Raw genomic sequence first — 18,027 nt, 5'->3', positions numbered from 1 at the left:
GGAACTTACTGGTGAGTAATACCAGCGAATCAGGGCAATCTTTGCCGAAGAACCAAAGCGGAACCCAATCCTGTTGCGGTGAAAAGAACTCCGAGAATCAACCACGGTCGGCTCGCGTCACCTCGGGTGATCTCGAATCCGATCTGTTCTTCGAGCGTGTCGTAGACCGCTCTCAGCTCCTCGAGTGACGAGGCTGTGAAGAAACTGCCACCGGACAGCGAGGCAATCTCGCGCAGCGACGGATCGTCGACGGGTACAGGCACGCGCTCACTACCCGATTCGCTCTCGATGTCCACGGTGCCGTAACTCGTACCGAAGGAGATCGTGGAGATCGGAACGTCCTTCTCGGCGGCGGCGCGCGCGGCGGTGTAGCCACCACGCGGATCGTCCGGGTTCTCGGGAACAGTCTGCTTACCGTCCGACAGCAACACGATCCGTGCAGGCGGCGCGGCGTCGCCGCCGCCGAGTACCGCGCCGAGTGTGTCGATCGACTGCAGCGACGTGAAGATCGCCTCGCCGGTGGCGGTTCGTTCACTCAGTTGAAGCTTGTCGATCGCGGCTTTGGTCGCTTCACGATTCGCCGTCGGCGACACGAGCACGGACGCCGTGCCCGCGAACGCCACCAATCCGAGGTTGATGCCAGGAGTGAGACCGTCGGCGAACGACTTTCCTGCTTCCTGAGCTGCGGCGAGACGAGACGGCTCGACGTCGGTTGCCTCCATGGACAGAGATACGTCGATGACAAGCATGACGGTCGCCCTGTTGCGAGGCACCCGTTGGTCGGATGTGGGGCCTGCCAACGCAACGGTCAGCAGCAACAGGCCGACGAGAACAAGCGCGGTGGGTACGTGACGGAAGTACCCGGGACGGGTCGGGGCGACCTTCTCCAGCAACTCCATGTTGGAGAAGCGAAGGGTGTACTTGTGGCGCCGACGCTGAACCACCACGTACCCGGCAACAAGCCCGGCGACGACCAGCAGGAACAGCAACCACCACGGGGCGGTGAACTCGGACAGGCTCACCGGCGGCCTGCCCGTGCCGTGTTGACCGCGCTCGATCCGAGGGTGTGTCTGCGCGAGGACACGAATCTGACCACGTCGGCGATCCAGTCGCCATCCGTACGCAGGGTGAGCCTGGGCGCGCCACACCGTCGAAGCACCCGCTCCACATCCGACCTGTGCGCGGCCGCGGCCTCGGCGAAATCGGCTCGCAGTTGCGGCGTCGTGCTGAACTCTCGGGTGCGCCCGGATTCGGGATCGTGCAACACCACATCTCCTACGTCGGGAAGCTCGAGGTCACGGGGGTCGACCACCTCGACGGCAAGCACATCGTGCCGCGCGGAGATCGCTCGCAGTGAGCGTTCCCAGTCGATCGGGCCGAGAAAGTCGCTGATGACAACGGCCATTCCGCGTCTGCGCTGCGGCCTGCGCAAGGCTTCGATGGCCCCCTTCAAATCGCCGCGGACACCGTCCGCCGCGCTGGGAGTGGTGGCAATGGCACGCAACATCGCCTGCGAGTGCACCTGTCCCCCTCGTGCCGGGATTCGGGTCGTCGTGGCGCCGTTCGCGACGACGGCACCGATTCGGTTACCGCCGCCGCTGGTCAGGTGGGTGATCGCTGCCGCTGCCGCAACGGCCAGATCACGCTTCTCGCACCCTGTGGTGCCGAAATCGAGGCTCGCCGACAAATCGAGCACCATCCACGTCTCCAGCTCACGATCGGCCACGGACTGCCGAACGTGCGGGTGCGTCGTCCGAGCGGTGACGGACCAGTCCATCTGACGCACGTCGTCACCCGGTTGGTACTCCCTGGCGTCCCCCGGTTCGGATCCCGGTCCGGGGATCAACCCGAGGTGGTCACCGTGTAGAACACCGTCGAGTCTGCGTCGAACCGTCAGCTCGAGCGTTCGCAGCGCAGCAGAAAGCGAGGGGTCGCGGATTTCGCCGCCACGGAACGACGGCGGCCTCGGCTCGTGTCGGCGCGCACTCACTGCTTCTGGCTACCCGCGGTCGACTCGGGGGTCGTCGACTTGTCGAGAGACGGAGCGTGTTGCTCGTATTGCCCCTGCGTTGCCGTTCCACCGTTGCCGGGAAACTGGCCCGCGGGTGGCTGTTGGACGGGGTGACCCGGCTGTGCATTCTGACCCGGCTGCGCATTCTGACCCGGCTGTGCAAATTGCTGACCCGGCTGCGCGAACTGCTGCGGTGGAAACTGCTGCTGCGGTGGGAATTGTTGCTGCGGGAACTGCTGCGGCGCGGCAGGACCGGCTGGGTTCGCAACGCCGCCCACTGCTTGCGGTGCAACCTGAGGCAGTCCCACGGTCTGCAGGATCTTGGTGATGACGTCCTCGGGAGTGACCTCATCTGCGAGTGCGTCGTACGACAGGACCAAGCGGTGCCGAAGCACGTCCGGGATCACTTCCAACACGTCCTGCGGTACGACGTAATCACGACCGCGAAGTAGAGCGAGTGCGCGCGAGGCCGAGATGATGCCCAGCGTCGCACGTGGTGATGCGCCGTAGGCGATCCAACTGGCGACGTCGTCCAGGCCGAGCTGTTCCGGTGTCCGGGTCGCTGCGATCACGCGGACGACATAGTCGACGAGAGCGTGATGCACGAACACACTGCTCGCCACCTTCTGCAGGCGGACGAGCTCCTCGGGGTCGAGGATCTGCTTCGGCACCGGCACCGCGGTTCCCATGCGGTAGACGATTTCTCGCTCTTCTTCGACCGACGGGTAGTCGACGACGATCTTGAAGAGAAAGCGGTCTCGCTGCGCCTCGGGGAGCGGGTAGACACCCTCGTTCTCGATGGGGTTCTGGGTTGCCATCACCAGGAACGGGTCAGGCATCGAGAAGGTTTTGCCACCGATCGTCACGTGCCGCTCGGCCATGACCTCCAGCAGCGCGGATTGGACCTTCGCCGGCGCGCGGTTGATCTCGTCGGCCAGTACGAAGTTTGCGACGACCGGTCCGAGCTCGGTGTCGAATTCCTCACGTCCCTGCCGGTAGATGCGAGTTCCGATCAAGTCCGTCGGAACCAGGTCGGGAGTGAACTGGACTCGCGAGAACGATCCGCCCACCACCTTCGCGAACGTCTCGACCGCGAGCGTCTTGGCCACGCCCGGAACACCTTCGAGGAGAACGTGCCCGCGGGCCAGTAGTCCGACGAGGATGCGTTCGACCAGCCGATCCTGGCCGACGATGACTCGCTTGACCTCGTAGACGGCCTTCTCGAGAATCTGCACGTCCGAGGCGAGTCCGGTTACGTCCGCTCGGCCCGAACCGCTCCCCGTTTCGCCGTTCGGTTCGCTGCCGTCACGTGATGCCACCAAGAATCCACCGCTTTCACTCGACACATTTCGCCGGGCACGTCCCTGCATGTCCGTCGCCAACTATTCCAGGTGACGGGCTGCGAACACCGACTGTCCCTCCCGAGGCTACCGACACCCGACCGCGAGCCTAGTCGTACCGACCGGTTGTCCCCGGTCGACTGCCCAACCCCCGTGTCAGGACACCATGCGAACCGCGTACGGCGTCATACCGTCGTAGCGGACCGGCGATACCTTGACCACACTGCCGGACTGCGGAGCCTCGAGCATCTTTCCATCGCCCAGGTACAGCGCGACGTGCTGGCTCGCGTTCGGTCCGTAGAACAACATGTCACCGCGTTTCATGTCGGAGGACGGCACCTGCTTGCCCGCGGTGTACTGGTACCCGGTGTAGTGCGGCAACGAGATCCCGAGACCGGCGAACGCGTAGATCATCAAACCCGAGCAGTCGAACCCAACCTTGTTGTAGTCGCCGAAACTGTCTGCGACGCCGCCGTCACGGATCCCCTTTGTCGGACCGTTCTCGTCTCCGCCTCCCCACGAGTACGGGACACCGAGTTGCGACATTCCTCGATCGATCGCGAGTTCGACAGCGGCACTGCCGGTGACCGACGGCTTGGCCTGACTCGAACTCTTCGGCTTCTTCGGCGTTGTTGTGGTCGTGGGCGCAGAACTGGAGTCGTCGTCGATGTCCGTGTGAGATCGCTGGCCGGCTGCAGCGGCTGCGGCGGCTGCCGACGCTGCCTGGTTCGCTGCCACCCGCGCGGCTGCCTGTACCGCGGCATCACGCGCTGCCGCAGCAGCAGCGGCGATGGCCGCATCCTCGGCCGCCTTCTGGGTCTCCCACGCCGAGTATGCGTCGCGCTGTCCTTCCAGGCCGGCGACGTCCGATCTCGCGAGGATCAGTTGACTCTGCGCCGAGTCCCGCTGGCCTTCGATTTCTGCCTTCTGCGCAGCCTGTGCGTCGAGCGCTGCGCGAGCAGTTTCGATCGCCTGCTCGGCATCGGCCTTCTTCGATTCGGCGTCGGCCGACGCTGCATCTGCTTGCTGCTTGGACTCACGGGCGGCCGAATCCTTGTTCGCCTGCTCGGTGCGCGCGCGCTGCAATCCGTCGAGGACGGCGTTCTGGCTGGTGGAGAGAACCTTCAGGACCTGTGCCCTGTCCAGGACGTCGTCCGGTCCGCTGGACCCGAGGAACGAAGACACGGACGCGACGCCGCTTCCCTGTGTGTAACTCGAGACCGCGAACTCGTTGAACTTCTGTTGCGCAGCTTGGATTTGGGTACCGGCGTCGGCGAGGGCCTGCTGAGCGGTCACTACGAACTGTGCGGCGATGTCGGCCGCGTCGCGCGCGTTCTGCAGATCGACGAGCGCCTTGTTCACGTCTTCCCGCTTTATCGCGACCTCGGCGTCGAGTTGTGCCAGTTGCTGGTTGGCCGCTGCGACCTGATTGATGAGCTGGCCGACGGCTCCAAGTTGCTGCTCGACGCGTGATCCGGCCGCAGCGATGTCGGAATCGGACGGGTTCGGCGGAGGCGGCGGAACGGCAGAGGCGGTACCCGTCGCAGCACCGAGCAGTGCTGCAACCACGCCAGCAGCGATCAGAAGTCGCGTCGTGCCCGAGAACGCGCTACGGCTGCTGCCGCGAAATGCTCGCCTCACAAATGTCTCCCTCGGTCCCGGCTCTCGCGAAGCCCTCCCGTGGAGGGTTTCGACGCCGGACGAACGAATTCGGAGACACCTCGGATCGGATGTCACCGTCACGTTCACCGGGCAGGGAGAAAGCGCGCAGCGACAACTCAGGTGTCGACCACGTCAGCCACACCCGAAGCACAGACCCCGCGAGCGAACCCGCGTAGACCTCTGCCCTCTGCGACACTCCTTCCCCAGCAGTGCCAATGGCACCGTACGACACTTTGCACCCTAAGGAAACTCCAGTCACAAACGACACAAATGTAATTCGACCTGCGAAAACGCGCTGAAATGGGACGTTCCACAAAAACAGTTTTTTGGACTTTTTCGACCGAACGTCAAAATGCCCCCGACCGAAGGGCCAGGGGCAAGGTGCCGGGCGTCGTGTCAGGTACGTCGTCGTGTCAGGTACGTCGTCGTGTCAGGTACGTGGGGCGGGTGCAGCGTTCGCGTCGTTCGAGGAGTCGACGTCATCCGAGGAGTCCACGGCCTTCACCCGGTTTCGCCGACGAACCTTCGCGGCCGCTGTGACCGCCGCGCCCGCTGCGACGATCACGATCAGGACAACGGTGATCAGTGACCACGGAGCCTGTGGCCCCACCAGTGTGTCCACGAAGTTGTTCGCCGCCACGACAGGATTCCCGGTATACGTCGTGTCCTGACCTGCCTCGAGCGTTACTCGACTGATCGTGTCGCTGAACGACCCGACCTGACCGGGACTCAGCACGAGCACGGTCCCGCCGTCCTCGGCTCCTACCGCGGTTGCGAGGTCGCGCAACTGGGAGTCGTGGCGTGGATTGTCCGGTACCACCACGATGCCCAGGTCGATGCCGTTCTCCTGAGCTCGCTGGACCGTTGCAAGGAGGTCGCCCTCGATCGACGCCGGAGCGCTCACGCCGTCGGCCGCAACCTCCGCCACGATGGAGTCGACGTCGACGCCGGCCGGTACGTCGGCCTTGAAGGGGAGCGTGGCCCCGAGAGGGGAAATGGACAGGATCGGTTCAGGCGTCACGGAGAATCCAGTCGAGTAGCGGCGGCAGTCTCATCGGCCCGAACCCTACGTGATGAGCCCGCCGTCGCATCCGCGACTTACCGTCCGCTCGCGCCGGACTGAGGATGCCCTGCATTGCGCAGGTTCGCGAACTGCACGAAGATCGATCATCGGGGCAGAACCGCAGAGATGTAGGCTGCCCTTCGTTTCAACAGGACAAGCGTACTGTTAGACTCGGCGTCGAGACGTGAGTTACGCGGCCCCACGGTGCCTGCGACATGCGTCTCGCTTCAACCGTCGACACAGCCCTGTCGGCGGTGTGCCTCAAGACGAGTGGAGCTGAAGTGACCGCCAGTAATGATTCGTTCGGTGCAAAGGGCACCCTCGAAGTCGGAGAGAACTCGTACGAGATCTTTCGACTTTCGGCCCTGCCCGGAGCCGAGAAGTTGCCCTATGCATTGAAGGTCCTCGCGGAGAACCTCCTTCGCACCGAAGACGGTGCCAACATCACCGCCGACCACATCCGCTCGATCGCGTCGTGGGATCCCTCGGCCGACCCGAGCATCGAAATTCAGTTCACCCCTGCCCGCGTCATCATGCAGGACTTCACCGGTGTCCCCTGCGTCGTCGACCTCGCCACCATGCGTGAGGCCGTCACAACCCTCGGTGGTGACCCGAACAAGGTGAACCCGCTCTCCCCCGCCGACATGGTCATCGACCACTCGGTCATCCTCGACGTCTTCGGACGCGAGGACGCGCTGGAGCGCAACGTCGACCTCGAGTACGAGCGCAACGGCGAGCGGTACCAGTTCCTTCGCTGGGGCCAGGGCGCATTCGACGACTTCAAGGTCGTCCCTCCGGGCATGGGAATCGTCCACCAGGTCAACATCGAGTACCTGGCACCGACGGTCATGACTCGTAAGGGTCAGGCCTACCCCGATACCTGCGTCGGCACCGACTCGCACACGACGATGGTCAACGGCCTCGGTGTTCTCGGGTGGGGCGTCGGCGGCATCGAGGCCGAGGCAGCCATGCTGGGCCAGCCCGTCTCCATGCTCATCCCCCGCGTTGTCGGCTTCAAGCTCTCCGGCGAGATCCAGCCGGGCGTCACGGCCACCGACGTGGTTCTGACTGCAACCGAGATGCTGCGTAAGCACGGCGTCGTCGGCAAGTTCGTCGAGTTCTACGGCAAGGGCGTCGCCGAGGTTCCGCTCGCGAACCGGGCAACCCTCGGAAACATGAGCCCCGAGTTCGGATCCACTGCCGCAATCTTCCCGATCGACGAAGAAACGATCAACTACCTGCGTCTCACCGGCCGCAGCGACGAGCAGCTCGCTCTCGTCGAGGCGTATGCCAAGGAACAGGGCATGTGGCACGATCCCGAGAACGAGGCCGTGTACTCCGAGTACATCGAACTCGATCTCAACACTGTCGTTCCGTCCATCGCCGGACCGAAGCGTCCGCAGGACCGAATTCTGCTGTCGGAGTCCAAGATTGCGTTCCGCAAGGACATCCACAACTACGTCGAGGAGAACCACCCGGCGCACGAGGGTGACAGCAAACTCGACGAGGCCCTCAACGAGTCGTTCCCGGCCAGCGATCCCGCATCGCTGAGCTTCGCCGAAGACGATGCAGTCGACGTTCGTTCGGCGGCCTACGGTTCCGAAGGCCGACCGAGCAAGCCCGTTCGCGTCATCACCGACGAGGCCGGCGAGTTCATCCTCGACCACGGTGCTGTTGTCGTCGCGGGTATTACGTCCTGCACCAACACCTCGAACCCGTCGGTAATGCTCGGTGCTGCACTGTTGGCCCGCAACGCCGTCGACAAGGGTCTGTCCACCAAGCCGTGGGTCAAGACGAACATGGCGCCGGGCTCGCAGGTCGTCACCGACTACTACGAGAAAGCCGGCCTGTGGCCGTACCTCGAGAAGCTCGGCTACTACCTCGGCGGCTACGGCTGCACGACGTGTATCGGCAACACCGGACCGTTGCTGGAACCGATCTCCAAGGCAATCAACGACAACGACCTCTCGGTCACTGCCGTCCTGTCCGGCAACCGCAACTTCGAAGGCCGTATCTCCCCCGATGTCAAGATGAACTACCTGGCTTCGCCGCCTCTGGTCATCGCTTACGGCCTCGCGGGAACGATGGACTTCGACTTCGAGACGGATTCGCTCGGCGAGGACCACGAGGGCAACCCCGTGTACCTGAAGGACATCTGGCCGTCCTCGCAGGAGATCGAGGAGACCATCCAGTCCTCGATCAGCCGTGACATGTTCAGCAAGTCCTACGAGACGATTTTCGCCGGCGACCACCGTTGGCAGAACCTCTCCACTCCAGAGGGCGACACGTTCGAGTGGGATCCGAAGTCCACCTACGTACGGAAGCCTCCGTACTTCGATGGCATGACGATGGATCCGGCACCTGTCTCCGACATCAAGGGCGCCCGAGTTCTCGCACTCCTCGGCGATTCGGTCACCACCGACCACATCAGCCCTGCTGGTCCGATCAAGGCGGGAACGCCTGCTGCTCAGTACCTGGACAGCCACGGCGTCGAGCGCAAGGACTACAACTCGCTCGGCTCGCGTCGCGGTAACCACGAGGTCATGATTCGCGGAACCTTCGCGAACATCCGCCTCAAGAACCAGCTTCTGGACGACGTCTCCGGTGGCTACACCCGCGACTTCACCCAGGACGGTGGACCGCAGTCCTTCATCTACGACGCGTCACAGAACTACCAGGAAGCGGGCATCCCGCTCGTTGTCATCGGTGGCAAGGAGTACGGGTCGGGGTCCTCGCGTGACTGGGCCGCCAAGGGCACGTCGCTTCTGGGCGTCAAGGCCGTCATCACCGAGTCGTTCGAGCGCATCCACCGCTCCAACCTCATCGGCATGGGCGTCGTCCCCCTTCAGTTCCCGGTGGGCGAGAGTGCGAAGTCGCTGAAGCTCGACGGAACCGAGACCTTCGATATCGTCGGTATCGAAAAGCTCAACGAAGGTACGACCCCGAAGACGATGGCGGTCACGGCAACCAAGACCGATGGCACCAAGGTCGAGTTCGACGCCGTGGTTCGTATCGACACCCCAGGTGAAGCGGACTACTACCGCAACGGTGGCATCTTGCAGTACGTTCTCCGCAACATGATTCGGGGCTGATCAGCTCCACGTCCAATGTTGTGATCTTCTCGTTGGCGGCGATGGGCCCGGAAGCCGAGTGCCTTCCGGGCCCATCGCCGTTCGAGGACTCTCCTGAGAGTAGGTACGGCATCAGTGCCCAAGGTCAGTGAAGACCAGTTGGCCGCGAGGCGGAGTGAAATCCTCGACGGCGCGCGAAAGTGCTTCGGAGAGTACGGGTACGAAGGCGCGACAGTTCGCCGGCTCGAGGAGTCGACAGGACTCTCTCGCGGGGCGATCTTTCATCACTTCAAGGACAAGGACGGCCTGTTCCTTGCCCTCGCGAAGGAAGATGCCCGCCGCATGGCCGAGGTCGCCGCGAATCAGGGCCTCGTTCAGGTGATGCGGGACATGCTCGAAGAACCGGACCGCTTCGAGTGGCTCGGTACCAGGCTGGAAATCGCGAGAAGACTGCGCACCGACCCGGATTTCAGAAAGAGCTGGTCGGAACAGTCCGCCGAATTGACCGACGCCACAGCTGCGCGGCTGGACCGTCAGAAGACGGCGGGCCGACTCCGCGACGACGTAGCGCAGGAAGTGATGGTCGAGTACCTCGATCTCATTCTCGACGGCGTCGTCGCGCGCATCGCTTCGGGTCAGGGCGGCCACAACCTGTCGGCTGTTCTCGATCTTGTGGAGGAGTCGGTGCGGAAACCGGATTCGTCGGGATAGGACAGCGACGTCAGGTCGTCGCGGTCACTTTCTTACGATTCGGTCCGCCGCGCGATCGCAACACCGTGCCGGACTCCGCGAGCACCTTGTGCACGAACCCGTACGATCGGCCGGTCCGGTCGGCGAGAGACCGGATGCTGGCGCCTGCCTCGTACTGCTCGCGCAGTGTCGTCTGCAAACGATCGCGCGAATCTCCCGTAATTCGAGCACCTTTCGCATACGCCGAACCCCGCGCTCGACCCGCCGCGACGCCCTTCGATCCATCCCTCGCACGCGCCATGGGTTCCTCCAGTCAGCGCCGCACTCACCGAATTCCCCCCGCCTGTCCAGGGTAGATGACGCGCTACGGTGCCACGAGCGAACAGCCGAATCCCACGGCGCCTCACCGAGGGCGATTACGCGAGCTGAATCAATTCGAGGTAGTCCTGAGACCAATGGTCCTCGGTGCCATCGGGAAGAAGAATGACCCGCTCGGGTGAAAGTGCTTCTGCTGCACCCGGATCGTGCGTGACGAGAACGACGGCGCCCTTGTAGCTTCGGAGAGCGTCGAGAACCTGCTCGCGGGAAATTGGATCGAGGTTGTTGGTCGGTTCGTCGAGCAGCAGTACGTTTGCCGCCGAGGACACCAAGCCAGCCAGGGCGAGACGGGTCTTCTCGCCTCCGGACAGTGTCCCGGCGGGCTGCTCCAGCTGGGGTCCGGTGAACATGAACGCTCCCAACAGCGACCGGAGTTCCTGCTCTCCGGTGTCCGGAGCGGCGTGTCTGATGTTGTCCCACACCGACGCGTTGTCGTCGAGAGTGTCGTGTTCCTGCGCGAAGTACCCGACGCGCATTCCGTGGCCTGGTTCGATGTCACCGGTGTCGGCTTTCTCGGTGCCAGCCAGAATGCGTAGCAATGTCGTCTTTCCCGCACCGTTGAGTCCAAGCACCACCACCCGGCTGCCCCTGTCGATCGCCAGATCGACACCCGCGAAAATTTCGAGAGATCCGTACATCTTGGTGAGGTTCTTCGCCATGAGCGGCGTCTTGCCGCAGGGCGCAGGCTCGGGAAAGCGAATATGAGCGACCTTGTCGGACACCCGTTCGGCGTCGAGGTTGGCAAGCAACTTGTCGGCGCGCTTCGCCATGTTCTGTGCCGCGACGGCTTTCGTTGCCTTGGCGCCCATCTTGGCGGCCTGGACGCGCAGCGCGCCTGCCTTCTTTTCTGCGTTCGCGCGTTCACGACGCCGGCGCTGTTCGTCGGTCGCACGCGCGTCGAGGTACTTCTTCCAGTTCATGTTGTAGATGTCTGCCTCACCGCGCACCGCGTCGAGAAACCAGACACGGTTGACGACGTCTCCCAGCAATTCCACATCGTGGCTGATCACGACGAGTCCGCCTTCGTGGTTCTGCAGGAAACCGCGAAGCCAGGTGATCGAGTCGGCGTCGAGGTGGTTGGTCGGCTCGTCGAGCAACAAGGTCGTGTTCGAGCGGCCGCCGCTGCCGTCCGACGCCGCAAACAAGATGCGGGCGAGCTCGACACGTCGCCTCTGACCACCGGACAGTGTGCGCAGGGCTTGACCCAGAATGCGATCCGGCAGTCCGAGGCTGTTGGAGATACGAGCCGCTTCGCTCTCGGCTTCGTATCCACCGAGGGAGGCGAAGCGTTCCTCGAGTTCGCCGTACTTGCGCACAGCGCGGTCGAGCCGATTCTCGTCGGCTACCTCGGCCATGAGCGCCTGCTGTTTCTCCATCTGGCTCAGAAGGGTGTCCAGACCCCGAGCCGACAACACCCGGTTCTTTGCAAGAACGTCGAGGTCGCCCTCCTTCGGATCCTGCGGCAGGTACCCCAGGTCACCGGTCCGCACTACCGCACCCGCGTACGGTTCGCCCTCGCCCGCGAGAATGCGCAGCGTTGTCGTCTTTCCTGCGCCGTTTCGACCGACCAGGCCGATGCGGTCACCTCCCTGAATACGGAGGGCAGGCCCTGGCGCCGAGAGCAACGTGCGGACACCGGCACGAACTTCCAAGTCGGTGGCGGTGATCACACGAAGCTCCTAGCGATTGCGGGTGAGGTGCAGAACTTGTGTCGGCCGAGACGCTGGCAATACACCAGAGAAGAGAGACGGTCGACTTCCGACCCGAGCAACCACTCATTTTAGCCCCTCCGACGGTGTGCTTCGGACACACTCGACAGTGACACCGGTAACGTCTCGCCCATGACCGCTGCGAACACCGAACCGAACAAGAACCTGACCGGACGAGTTGCTCTGGTCACAGGCGCCAGCCGAGGAATCGGGAAGGCAATCGCCGCCGAACTTCTCGCCAGGGGCGCACGCGTAACCATCACTGCCCGCAAACCGGAACCTCTCGCGGAGGCGGTTCGCGATCTTCTCGCCGGTGCCGGCGAGGGCGCAGAAGTCCTGGCCGTCGCCGGCAATGCGGGTGACGGCGACTCCCGTCGGGACGCGGTGGCGCAGACAGTGGAGAAGTTCGGGTCCCTCGACATCCTCGTGAACAACACCGGCATCAACCCCGTGTACGGATCTCTCATGGACGCCGACCTCGACGGAGTCAAGAAAATTTTCGATACCAACGTGGTCGCCACGCTCGGGTTCGTGCAGGAAGCATTTCACGCGTGGATGGGCGAGCACGGCGGCGCTGTCGTCAACCTTGCCAGCGTTGCAGGGCTGCGTTCGACCGGTGTCATTGCCGCGTACGGAGCGTCCAAGGCAGCACTGATCCGGCTGACCGAGGAACTCGCCTGGCAGCTCGGCCCGTCGATCCGAGTCAACGCAGTTGCGCCGGGCGTTGTGAAGACCAAGTTCGCCGAAGCGCTGGTCGCCGAAGGCGAGGAGAAGGCCGCATCGGTTTATCCGATGAAGCGACTCGGGACGCCGGAGGACGTTGCGAGTCTCGTCGGCTTCCTGGTGTCGGACGAGTCGTCCTGGATCACCGGTGAAACCATTCGCGTCGACGGAGGCCTCCTGGCAACCGGCGGGCTGTGAACCCGACTCTGTTCGCGGACCTCGTCGTCGTCGGTCTCGGTCCGGCGGGGCGCGCGCTCACGAATCGCGCCTGCGCTGCGGGTGTGGACGTCATTGCTGTCGACCCACACCCGCACCGCCGGTGGACCCCTACCTACTCGTCGTGGCTCGACGAATTGCCTGCGTGGCTGCCGACATCGGTCATCGGGTCCGTCACCGAGAACCCGGCCGTGTTCACCACGAGACGTCAGTCGATAGCCCGTTCGTACTGCGTCCTGGACACCTCCGAACTACAGCGCGCGCTCGACATCTCAGCTGCCCGAACACTCACTGCCACAGCACAGTCGGTGACGTCGTCCGAGGTGGCACTCGTCGACGGGACGCGGGTTCTGGCACGCGCGGTCGTCGACGCACGCGGAACGGCAGGAATCGATGGGCTCGCCGAGCAAACCGCCTTCGGCGTGGTCGTTGCGAGGACCATTGCCGAACCGTTGCTCGAAGGCGCTGGGGCCTGGTTCATGGACTGGCGTCCGGACAACGGCGCCGATTCCTCGGACACGCCGAGCTTTCTGTATGCGGTCGCCCTCGGGCACCAGGACATTCTCCTCGAGGAGACATGCCTCGTCGGTACCCCGGCTCTCGAGTACCGGGAGCTGCGACAACGGCTGCACACTCGACTTGCAGGTCGAGGACTGACGTTGTCCGGGAACGAGACGGTCGAACGTGTTCGGTTCCCCGTACAGCCACCTCGTCGCGAACGAGGAGACGGCCGTGTCGAGCGCTTCGGTGCACGATCGTCGATGATGCATCCTGCCACCGGCTACAGCGTCGCGGCGTCACTCGCATCGGCAGACGACATGGTCGACGCCGTCCGACGTGGAAAGAAGATCGGGACGCTGTCGGCGTGGACTGTGCAGCGGCTCCGAAACCTCGGATTGAGGACCGCACTCGGTCTCGATCCGGCGTTGGTGCCGCAATTCTTCGCAAGCTTCTTCGACCTACCTGTTGCGGCTCAGAAGGCGTATCTGTCCGGTCGCTCCGACGCGCTGGGTACCGCACTTGCCATGACACGCATGTTCCCCACACTCCCCACCTCGGCCCGACTCGCCATCGCGCGTTCTGTAATCGGGCGGTGAATTTCGCGCTGGGGGTCGACTCACACTCACATCGTGAGGAATCATTGACCCCATGCGTTCCATTTGGAAGGGTTCGATCGCCTTCGGGCTGGTCAACGTCCCGGTCAAGGTGTACTCCGCGACCGAGACCCACGACATCAGGTTCCACCAGGTGCACGCGAAGGACGGTGGACGGATCAAGTACGACCGCATCTGCTCCGAGTGCGGCAAGTCCGTCCAGTTCGCTGACATCGACAAGGCGTACGACTCCCCCGATGGCGAGCGAGTGATCCTCACCGACCAGGATTTCGACAAGCTCCCTGCCGCCGAGAAGCACGAAATTCCGGTTCTCGAGTTCGTTCCCACTGATCAGATCGATCCGATTCTCTTCGACAAGAGCTACTTCCTCGAACCCGATTCGTCCTCGCCGAAGGCCTACGTTCTGCTGCGCCAAACCCTGCTGGAAACCGAACGAACAGCCCTTGTCCACTTCACGTTGCGTCAGAAGACCCGGCTGGCAGCACTTCGTGTGCGTGACGATGTGTTGGTGATACAGACGCTTCTGTGGCCCGACGAGGTGCGTGCCGCGGAGTTTCCGTCGCTCGACGACGCACCCGACGCCAGGCCACAGGAAGTCAAGATGGCGACATCGCTGGTGGAAAGTATGTCCGCGGACTTCGATCCGACCGAGTACACGGACGACTACCAGATCGAACTGCGCAAACTCATCGACGACACCATCGCGAACGGCGGCGAGAAGGTCATCCACACCGAGGAGGAGTCCTCGGACGACGGTGAGGATGCAGAAGTAGTGGACTTGGTCGCTGCGTTGCAGCGAAGCGTCGAGGCCGCAGGCAAGAACGCCAAATCCGGGGATAGTTCTTCCGGAAGCAAGTCTTCGGGTGAGAACTCGTCCGGGGGCGGCGCTCAGAAGGCGCCAGCCAAGAAAGCCGCAGCGAAGAAGGCTCCCGCGAAGAAGACAGCAGCAAAAAAGGCGGCTGCCAAGAAGACTGCCGCCAAGAGCACCGAAAGCAAGAGCGCCTGATCCATACGGCGGCACGCCCCGCGTGTAGTGCGCACCCGGGCGTGCCGCCGTATGGATCGACCCGTTCTACACCGTGAAGCCGAGCGCTCTGAGCTGCTCGCGGCCGTCGTCGGTGATCTTGTCCGGACCCCATGGCGGTAGCCAGACCCAGTTGATCTTCAGGTCCGAGCACAGACCGCTACGCACAAGCGCGCCGCGAGCCTGATCCTCGATGACATCGGTCAACGGACATGCCGCCGATGTCAGCGTCATGTCTACTGTGACGATGTCCTCCGAGTCGATCTTGATGTCGTAGACCAGACCGAGATCGACGACGTTGATGCCGAGCTCCGGGTCGACGACGTCGCGCATCGCTTCTTCGAGGTCTTCGAGAACTTTGATTTCCTCGACGGTCAAGGCGACCGGCGTTGTCTCGGTTCCCGCAGCTGCGGGAACCGGGGTTTCGGTGACTGGTGTGTCGGTCATGCTTGCTGTCCTCCGGAAATTGCTGGTGCGTCGGTGGGCGCCTCTACTATGCGAACAACCGCGTCCTTGAAAGCCATCCACCCGAGCAGTGCACACTTGACGCGTGCGGGATACTTCGCCACTCCGGCGAATGCGATTCCATCGCCGATGACATCTTCGTCGCCTTCGACGGTACCGCGGCTACCGACCATCTCGCTGAACGATTCCACGATTCGCATGGCTTCCTCCACGGACTGCCCGATAATCTGATCGGTCAGCACCGACGTGGATGCCTGGCTGATCGAGCAGCCTTGCCCGTCGTAGGAGACGTCGGCGATCGTGCCTGCGTCGTCGATATGCACGCGTAGCGTCACCTCGTCACCGCAGGTCGGGTTTACGTGGTGCACCTCAGCGCCGAACGGTTCCCGAAGTCCGCGACCGTGCGGATGCTTGTAGTGATCGAGGATCACTTCCTGGTACATCTGTTCCATCCGCATCAGGATCCGCCCCCAGGCTGTCCGGTCGCGCCGAAGAAGCTCTGCGCGCGGCGGATCGCTGCGGCCAACACCTGCACTTCGTCGACGGTGTTGTACGCCGCGAACGAGGCGCGTGCCGTCGCTGCTATGCCGAATCGGCGGTGAAGCGGCCACGCGCAGTGGTGTCCGACGCGAATGGCGACACCCTCGTCGTCGAGAATCTGGCCCAGGTCGTGCGCATGGATGCCGTCTACGACGAAGGACACAGCCGATCCACGGTTCACATTCTCGGTCGGTCCGATCACTCGAAGCCCGTCGATGTTTGCGAACTCTGCCAATGCTGCTGCGACAAGCGATTTCTCGTGCGCGGCGATGGCGTCGATGCCGATCTTCTCGATGTACTGCACTGCAGCCCCCAGCCCGACGACCTGAGACGTCATCGGAACACCGGCTTCGAACCGCTGCGGCGGAGGTGCGTAGGTGGTCTTGTCCATCGTCACGGTTTCGATCATCGAACCACCGGTGATGAACGGGGGCATGGCATCGAGCAGCTCTGCTTTGCCGTAGAGAACACCGACGCCGGAAGGACCGAACATCTTGTGACCCGAGAATGCGGCATAGTCGACGTCGAGTGAATGCAGATCCACTGCCATGTGCGGCACCGACTGGCACGCATCGAGAACAACGAGCGCTCCGACCGCACGGGCCCGCCGGACCAACTCCTGCACCGGCGCGACCGCACCCGTCACGTTGGACTGGTGAGTGAACGCAACGACCTTGACGGCGTCGGTCAATTCCAGCGAGTCCACGTCGATTCGTCCGTCGTCCGTGACGCCGTACCACCGCAGTGTTGCACCGGTCCGACGAGCCAGCTCCTGCCACGGAACCAGATTTGCATGGTGCTCGAGCTCAGTGATCACAATCTCGTCGCCAGGTCCGACACAACGTTCGAATCGGTCGTCAGCGAGAACGTAGGTGACGAGGTTCAGCGCCTCGGTCGCGTTCTTGGTGAACACCATCTCGTCGAGATCGGCACCGACGAACGACGCGATGAGACCACGCGCACCTTCGTACGCGTCGGTCGCCTCCTCGGCAAGTTGGTGCGCGCCTCGGTGCACCGCGGCATTGCACGTGACAAGGAAGTCGCGCTCGGCATCGAGCACCTGAACCGGACGCTGAGACGTCGCACCCGAATCGAGGTACACCAGCGGCTTGTCATCACGCACCGTGCGCCCGAGAATCGGGAAATCGGCACGAATGGCCGTGACGTCGAATGCAGCGTCCTTCAAGCCTGCTGGTGCAGACATTGCCTACGCTCCTGTCGTCGCATCCTGCGTGAATGCTGCGTAACCGTTTGTCTCGAGCTCGTCTGCCAGCTCTGCTCCGCCGGACTGGACGATCTTGCCGCCGACGAAGACGTGCACGAAATCAGGATTGATGTATCGCAGGATCCGCGTGTAGTGGGTGATCAAGAGCACGCCGCCGCCCACCGTCGCGCCGGTGGAGTCGACCCAGCCGCGCTCCTTGTAGGTGTTGACGCCTTCCGACACGACTCTGAGCGCGTCCACATCGAGACCGGAGTCGGTCTCGTCGAGTATTGCGATCTTCGGCTTCAGCAGTCCGAGCTGAAGAATCTCGTGCCGCTTCTTCTCGCCGCCGGAGAAACCTTCGTTGACGCTGCGCTCGGCAAACTCTTCCTTGATCTCGAGCTCGCCCATCGCGTTCTTAACTTCCTTGACCCACAGGCGAAGCTTGGGGGCATCTCCCCGAACAGCCGTGGCTGCCGTGCGCAAGAAGTTGGACATCGAGACGCCCGGTACCTCGACGGGGTACTGCATCGCGAGGAACAGGCCTGCACGTGCGCGTTCGTCGACACTCATCTCGAGCACGTCTTCACCGTCGAGCGTGATCGTTCCGGAGGTGACGGTGTACTTCGGGTGGCCCGCGATCGCGTACGACAGCGTCGACTTGCCGGACCCGTTGGGGCCCATGATGGCGTGAGTCTCGCCGGAGCGGACCGTCAGGTCCACGCCTTTCAGAATGTCGATCGGGTCGGCGGTAGCGTCCGAGTTTGCGACGCTGACGTGCAGGTCACGGATTTCGAGCGTGGACATGAAAATTCC

Annotated in this window: 16 protein-coding genes; 5 read left to right on the top strand and 11 right to left on the bottom strand. The window is 63.4% G+C overall.

All coding sequences use genetic code 11. The features are described from left to right. Positions 1-29: 29 nt before the first annotated feature. The 5 genes from D8W71_RS16770 to D8W71_RS16750 all read right to left on the bottom strand — a co-directional run bounded on the left by D8W71_RS16770 (position 30) and on the right by D8W71_RS16750 (position 6,034). Entirely contained in the window at positions 30-1,022 is a 993-nt protein-coding gene (locus D8W71_RS16770) for a VWA domain-containing protein (RefSeq protein WP_121114920.1), read from the bottom strand. Next, positions 1,019-1,990, bottom strand: a complete 972-nt coding sequence (locus tag D8W71_RS16765; protein WP_121114918.1) for a DUF58 domain-containing protein — start codon at positions 1,988-1,990, stop codon at positions 1,019-1,021. The genes D8W71_RS16770 and D8W71_RS16765 overlap by 4 nt, the downstream gene beginning before the upstream one ends. Beyond that, positions 1,987-3,330 carry an AAA family ATPase gene (locus tag D8W71_RS16760; RefSeq protein ID WP_236077467.1) on the bottom strand — a complete coding sequence of 448 codons (1,344 nt, stop codon included), beginning with the start codon at positions 3,328-3,330 and terminating at the stop codon, positions 1,987-1,989. The genes D8W71_RS16765 and D8W71_RS16760 overlap by 4 nt, the downstream gene beginning before the upstream one ends. A 177-nt stretch (positions 3,331-3,507) precedes the next feature. Then, on the bottom strand, positions 3,508-4,992 hold the full coding sequence (locus D8W71_RS16755; RefSeq protein WP_121119383.1) for an NlpC/P60 family protein: 1,485 nt from the start codon (positions 4,990-4,992) through the stop codon (positions 3,508-3,510). A 451-nt stretch (positions 4,993-5,443) separates the two neighbouring features. Further along, the gene (locus tag D8W71_RS16750) at positions 5,444-6,034 is read right to left on the bottom strand and encodes an Rv1476 family membrane protein (RefSeq protein ID WP_236077466.1); all 591 of its coding nucleotides are present in this window, start codon (positions 6,032-6,034) and stop codon (positions 5,444-5,446) included. Between the two features lie 323 nt (positions 6,035-6,357). On the opposite strand from D8W71_RS16750, the gene D8W71_RS16745 reads away from it, so the two are divergent. Both D8W71_RS16745 and D8W71_RS16740 read left to right on the top strand, forming a co-directional pair. Beyond that, entirely contained in the window at positions 6,358-9,168 is a 2,811-nt protein-coding gene (locus D8W71_RS16745) for an aconitate hydratase (RefSeq protein ID WP_121119379.1), read from the top strand. Between the two features lie 114 nt (positions 9,169-9,282). After that, positions 9,283-9,858 (top strand): TetR/AcrR family transcriptional regulator, encoded by a 576-nt coding sequence (locus D8W71_RS16740; RefSeq protein WP_121114916.1) that lies wholly within the window; start codon positions 9,283-9,285, stop codon positions 9,856-9,858. A gap of 10 nt (positions 9,859-9,868) precedes the next feature. Here D8W71_RS16740 and D8W71_RS16735 read toward each other — a convergent pair whose 3' ends face one another. Both D8W71_RS16735 and D8W71_RS16730 read right to left on the bottom strand, forming a co-directional pair. Continuing rightward, positions 9,869-10,138 carry a helix-turn-helix domain-containing protein gene (locus D8W71_RS16735; RefSeq protein ID WP_236077465.1) on the bottom strand — a complete coding sequence of 90 codons (270 nt, stop codon included), beginning with the start codon at positions 10,136-10,138 and terminating at the stop codon, positions 9,869-9,871. 115 nt (positions 10,139-10,253) lie between these two features. Next, the gene (locus tag D8W71_RS16730) at positions 10,254-11,885 is read right to left on the bottom strand and encodes an ABC-F family ATP-binding cassette domain-containing protein (protein WP_121114913.1); all 1,632 of its coding nucleotides are present in this window, start codon (positions 11,883-11,885) and stop codon (positions 10,254-10,256) included. 171 nt (positions 11,886-12,056) lie between these two features. On the opposite strand from D8W71_RS16730, the gene D8W71_RS16725 reads away from it, so the two are divergent. Genes D8W71_RS16725 through ku form a run of 3 tightly spaced genes read left to right on the top strand, consistent with a single transcriptional unit; the run spans position 12,057 to position 14,984 of the window. Further along, positions 12,057-12,845, top strand: a complete 789-nt coding sequence (locus D8W71_RS16725; protein WP_121114911.1) for an SDR family oxidoreductase — start codon at positions 12,057-12,059, stop codon at positions 12,843-12,845. Next, on the top strand, positions 12,842-13,960 hold the full coding sequence (locus D8W71_RS16720) for a lycopene cyclase family protein (RefSeq protein ID WP_121114909.1): 1,119 nt from the start codon (positions 12,842-12,844) through the stop codon (positions 13,958-13,960). The genes D8W71_RS16725 and D8W71_RS16720 overlap by 4 nt, the downstream gene beginning before the upstream one ends. Before the next feature lie 52 nt (positions 13,961-14,012). After that, positions 14,013-14,984 carry a non-homologous end joining protein Ku gene (ku, locus tag D8W71_RS16715; protein WP_121114907.1) on the top strand — a complete coding sequence of 324 codons (972 nt, stop codon included), beginning with the start codon at positions 14,013-14,015 and terminating at the stop codon, positions 14,982-14,984. Positions 14,985-15,050: 66 nt separating this feature from the next. On the opposite strand, the gene D8W71_RS16710 is transcribed toward ku, so the two are convergent. The 4 genes from D8W71_RS16710 to sufC are packed head-to-tail and all read right to left on the bottom strand — an operon-like array spanning position 15,051 to position 18,018. Continuing rightward, positions 15,051-15,449, bottom strand: coding sequence for a metal-sulfur cluster assembly factor (locus D8W71_RS16710; protein WP_236077464.1), 399 nt, complete (start codon positions 15,447-15,449; stop codon positions 15,051-15,053). Next, positions 15,446-15,925, bottom strand: coding sequence for a Fe-S cluster assembly sulfur transfer protein SufU (sufU, locus tag D8W71_RS16705; RefSeq protein ID WP_121114905.1), 480 nt, complete (start codon positions 15,923-15,925; stop codon positions 15,446-15,448). Before sufU ends, D8W71_RS16710 begins: the two co-directional genes overlap by 4 nt. After that, positions 15,925-17,211 (bottom strand): cysteine desulfurase, encoded by a 1,287-nt coding sequence (locus tag D8W71_RS16700; RefSeq protein WP_121114903.1) that lies wholly within the window; start codon positions 17,209-17,211, stop codon positions 15,925-15,927. Before D8W71_RS16700 ends, sufU begins: the two co-directional genes overlap by 1 nt. Positions 17,212-17,214: 3 nt before the next feature. Next, positions 17,215-18,018 (bottom strand): Fe-S cluster assembly ATPase SufC, encoded by an 804-nt coding sequence (gene sufC, locus D8W71_RS16695; protein ID WP_121114901.1) that lies wholly within the window; start codon positions 18,016-18,018, stop codon positions 17,215-17,217. Between the last annotated feature and the right edge of the window lie 9 nt (positions 18,019-18,027).

Source organism: Rhodococcus sp. P1Y (assembly GCF_003641205.1).
Lineage (GTDB): Bacteria > Actinomycetota > Actinomycetes > Mycobacteriales > Mycobacteriaceae > Rhodococcoides.
Note: the sequence above shows the minus strand (reverse complement) of the source record. Positions and strands in the feature narration are given on the sequence as shown.

Excerpts from the sequence above, each read along its gene's own strand:
- D8W71_RS16735 (WP_236077465.1), bottom strand. The coding sequence starts at position 10,138 with ATGGCGCGTGCGAGGGATGGATCGAAGGGCGTCGCGGCGGGTCGAGCG.
- D8W71_RS16725 (WP_121114911.1), top strand. The coding sequence starts at position 12,057 with ATGACCGCTGCGAACACCGAACCGAACAAGAACCTGACCGGACGAGTT.
- ku (WP_121114907.1), top strand. The coding sequence starts at position 14,013 with ATGCGTTCCATTTGGAAGGGTTCGATCGCCTTCGGGCTGGTCAACGTC.
- D8W71_RS16710 (WP_236077464.1), bottom strand. The coding sequence starts at position 15,449 with ATGACCGACACACCAGTCACCGAAACCCCGGTTCCCGCAGCTGCGGGA.
- sufU (WP_121114905.1), bottom strand. The coding sequence starts at position 15,925 with ATGCGGATGGAACAGATGTACCAGGAAGTGATCCTCGATCACTACAAG.
- D8W71_RS16700 (WP_121114903.1), bottom strand. The coding sequence starts at position 17,211 with ATGTCTGCACCAGCAGGCTTGAAGGACGCTGCATTCGACGTCACGGCC.
- sufC (WP_121114901.1), bottom strand. The coding sequence starts at position 18,018 with ATGTCCACGCTCGAAATCCGTGACCTGCACGTCAGCGTCGCAAACTCG.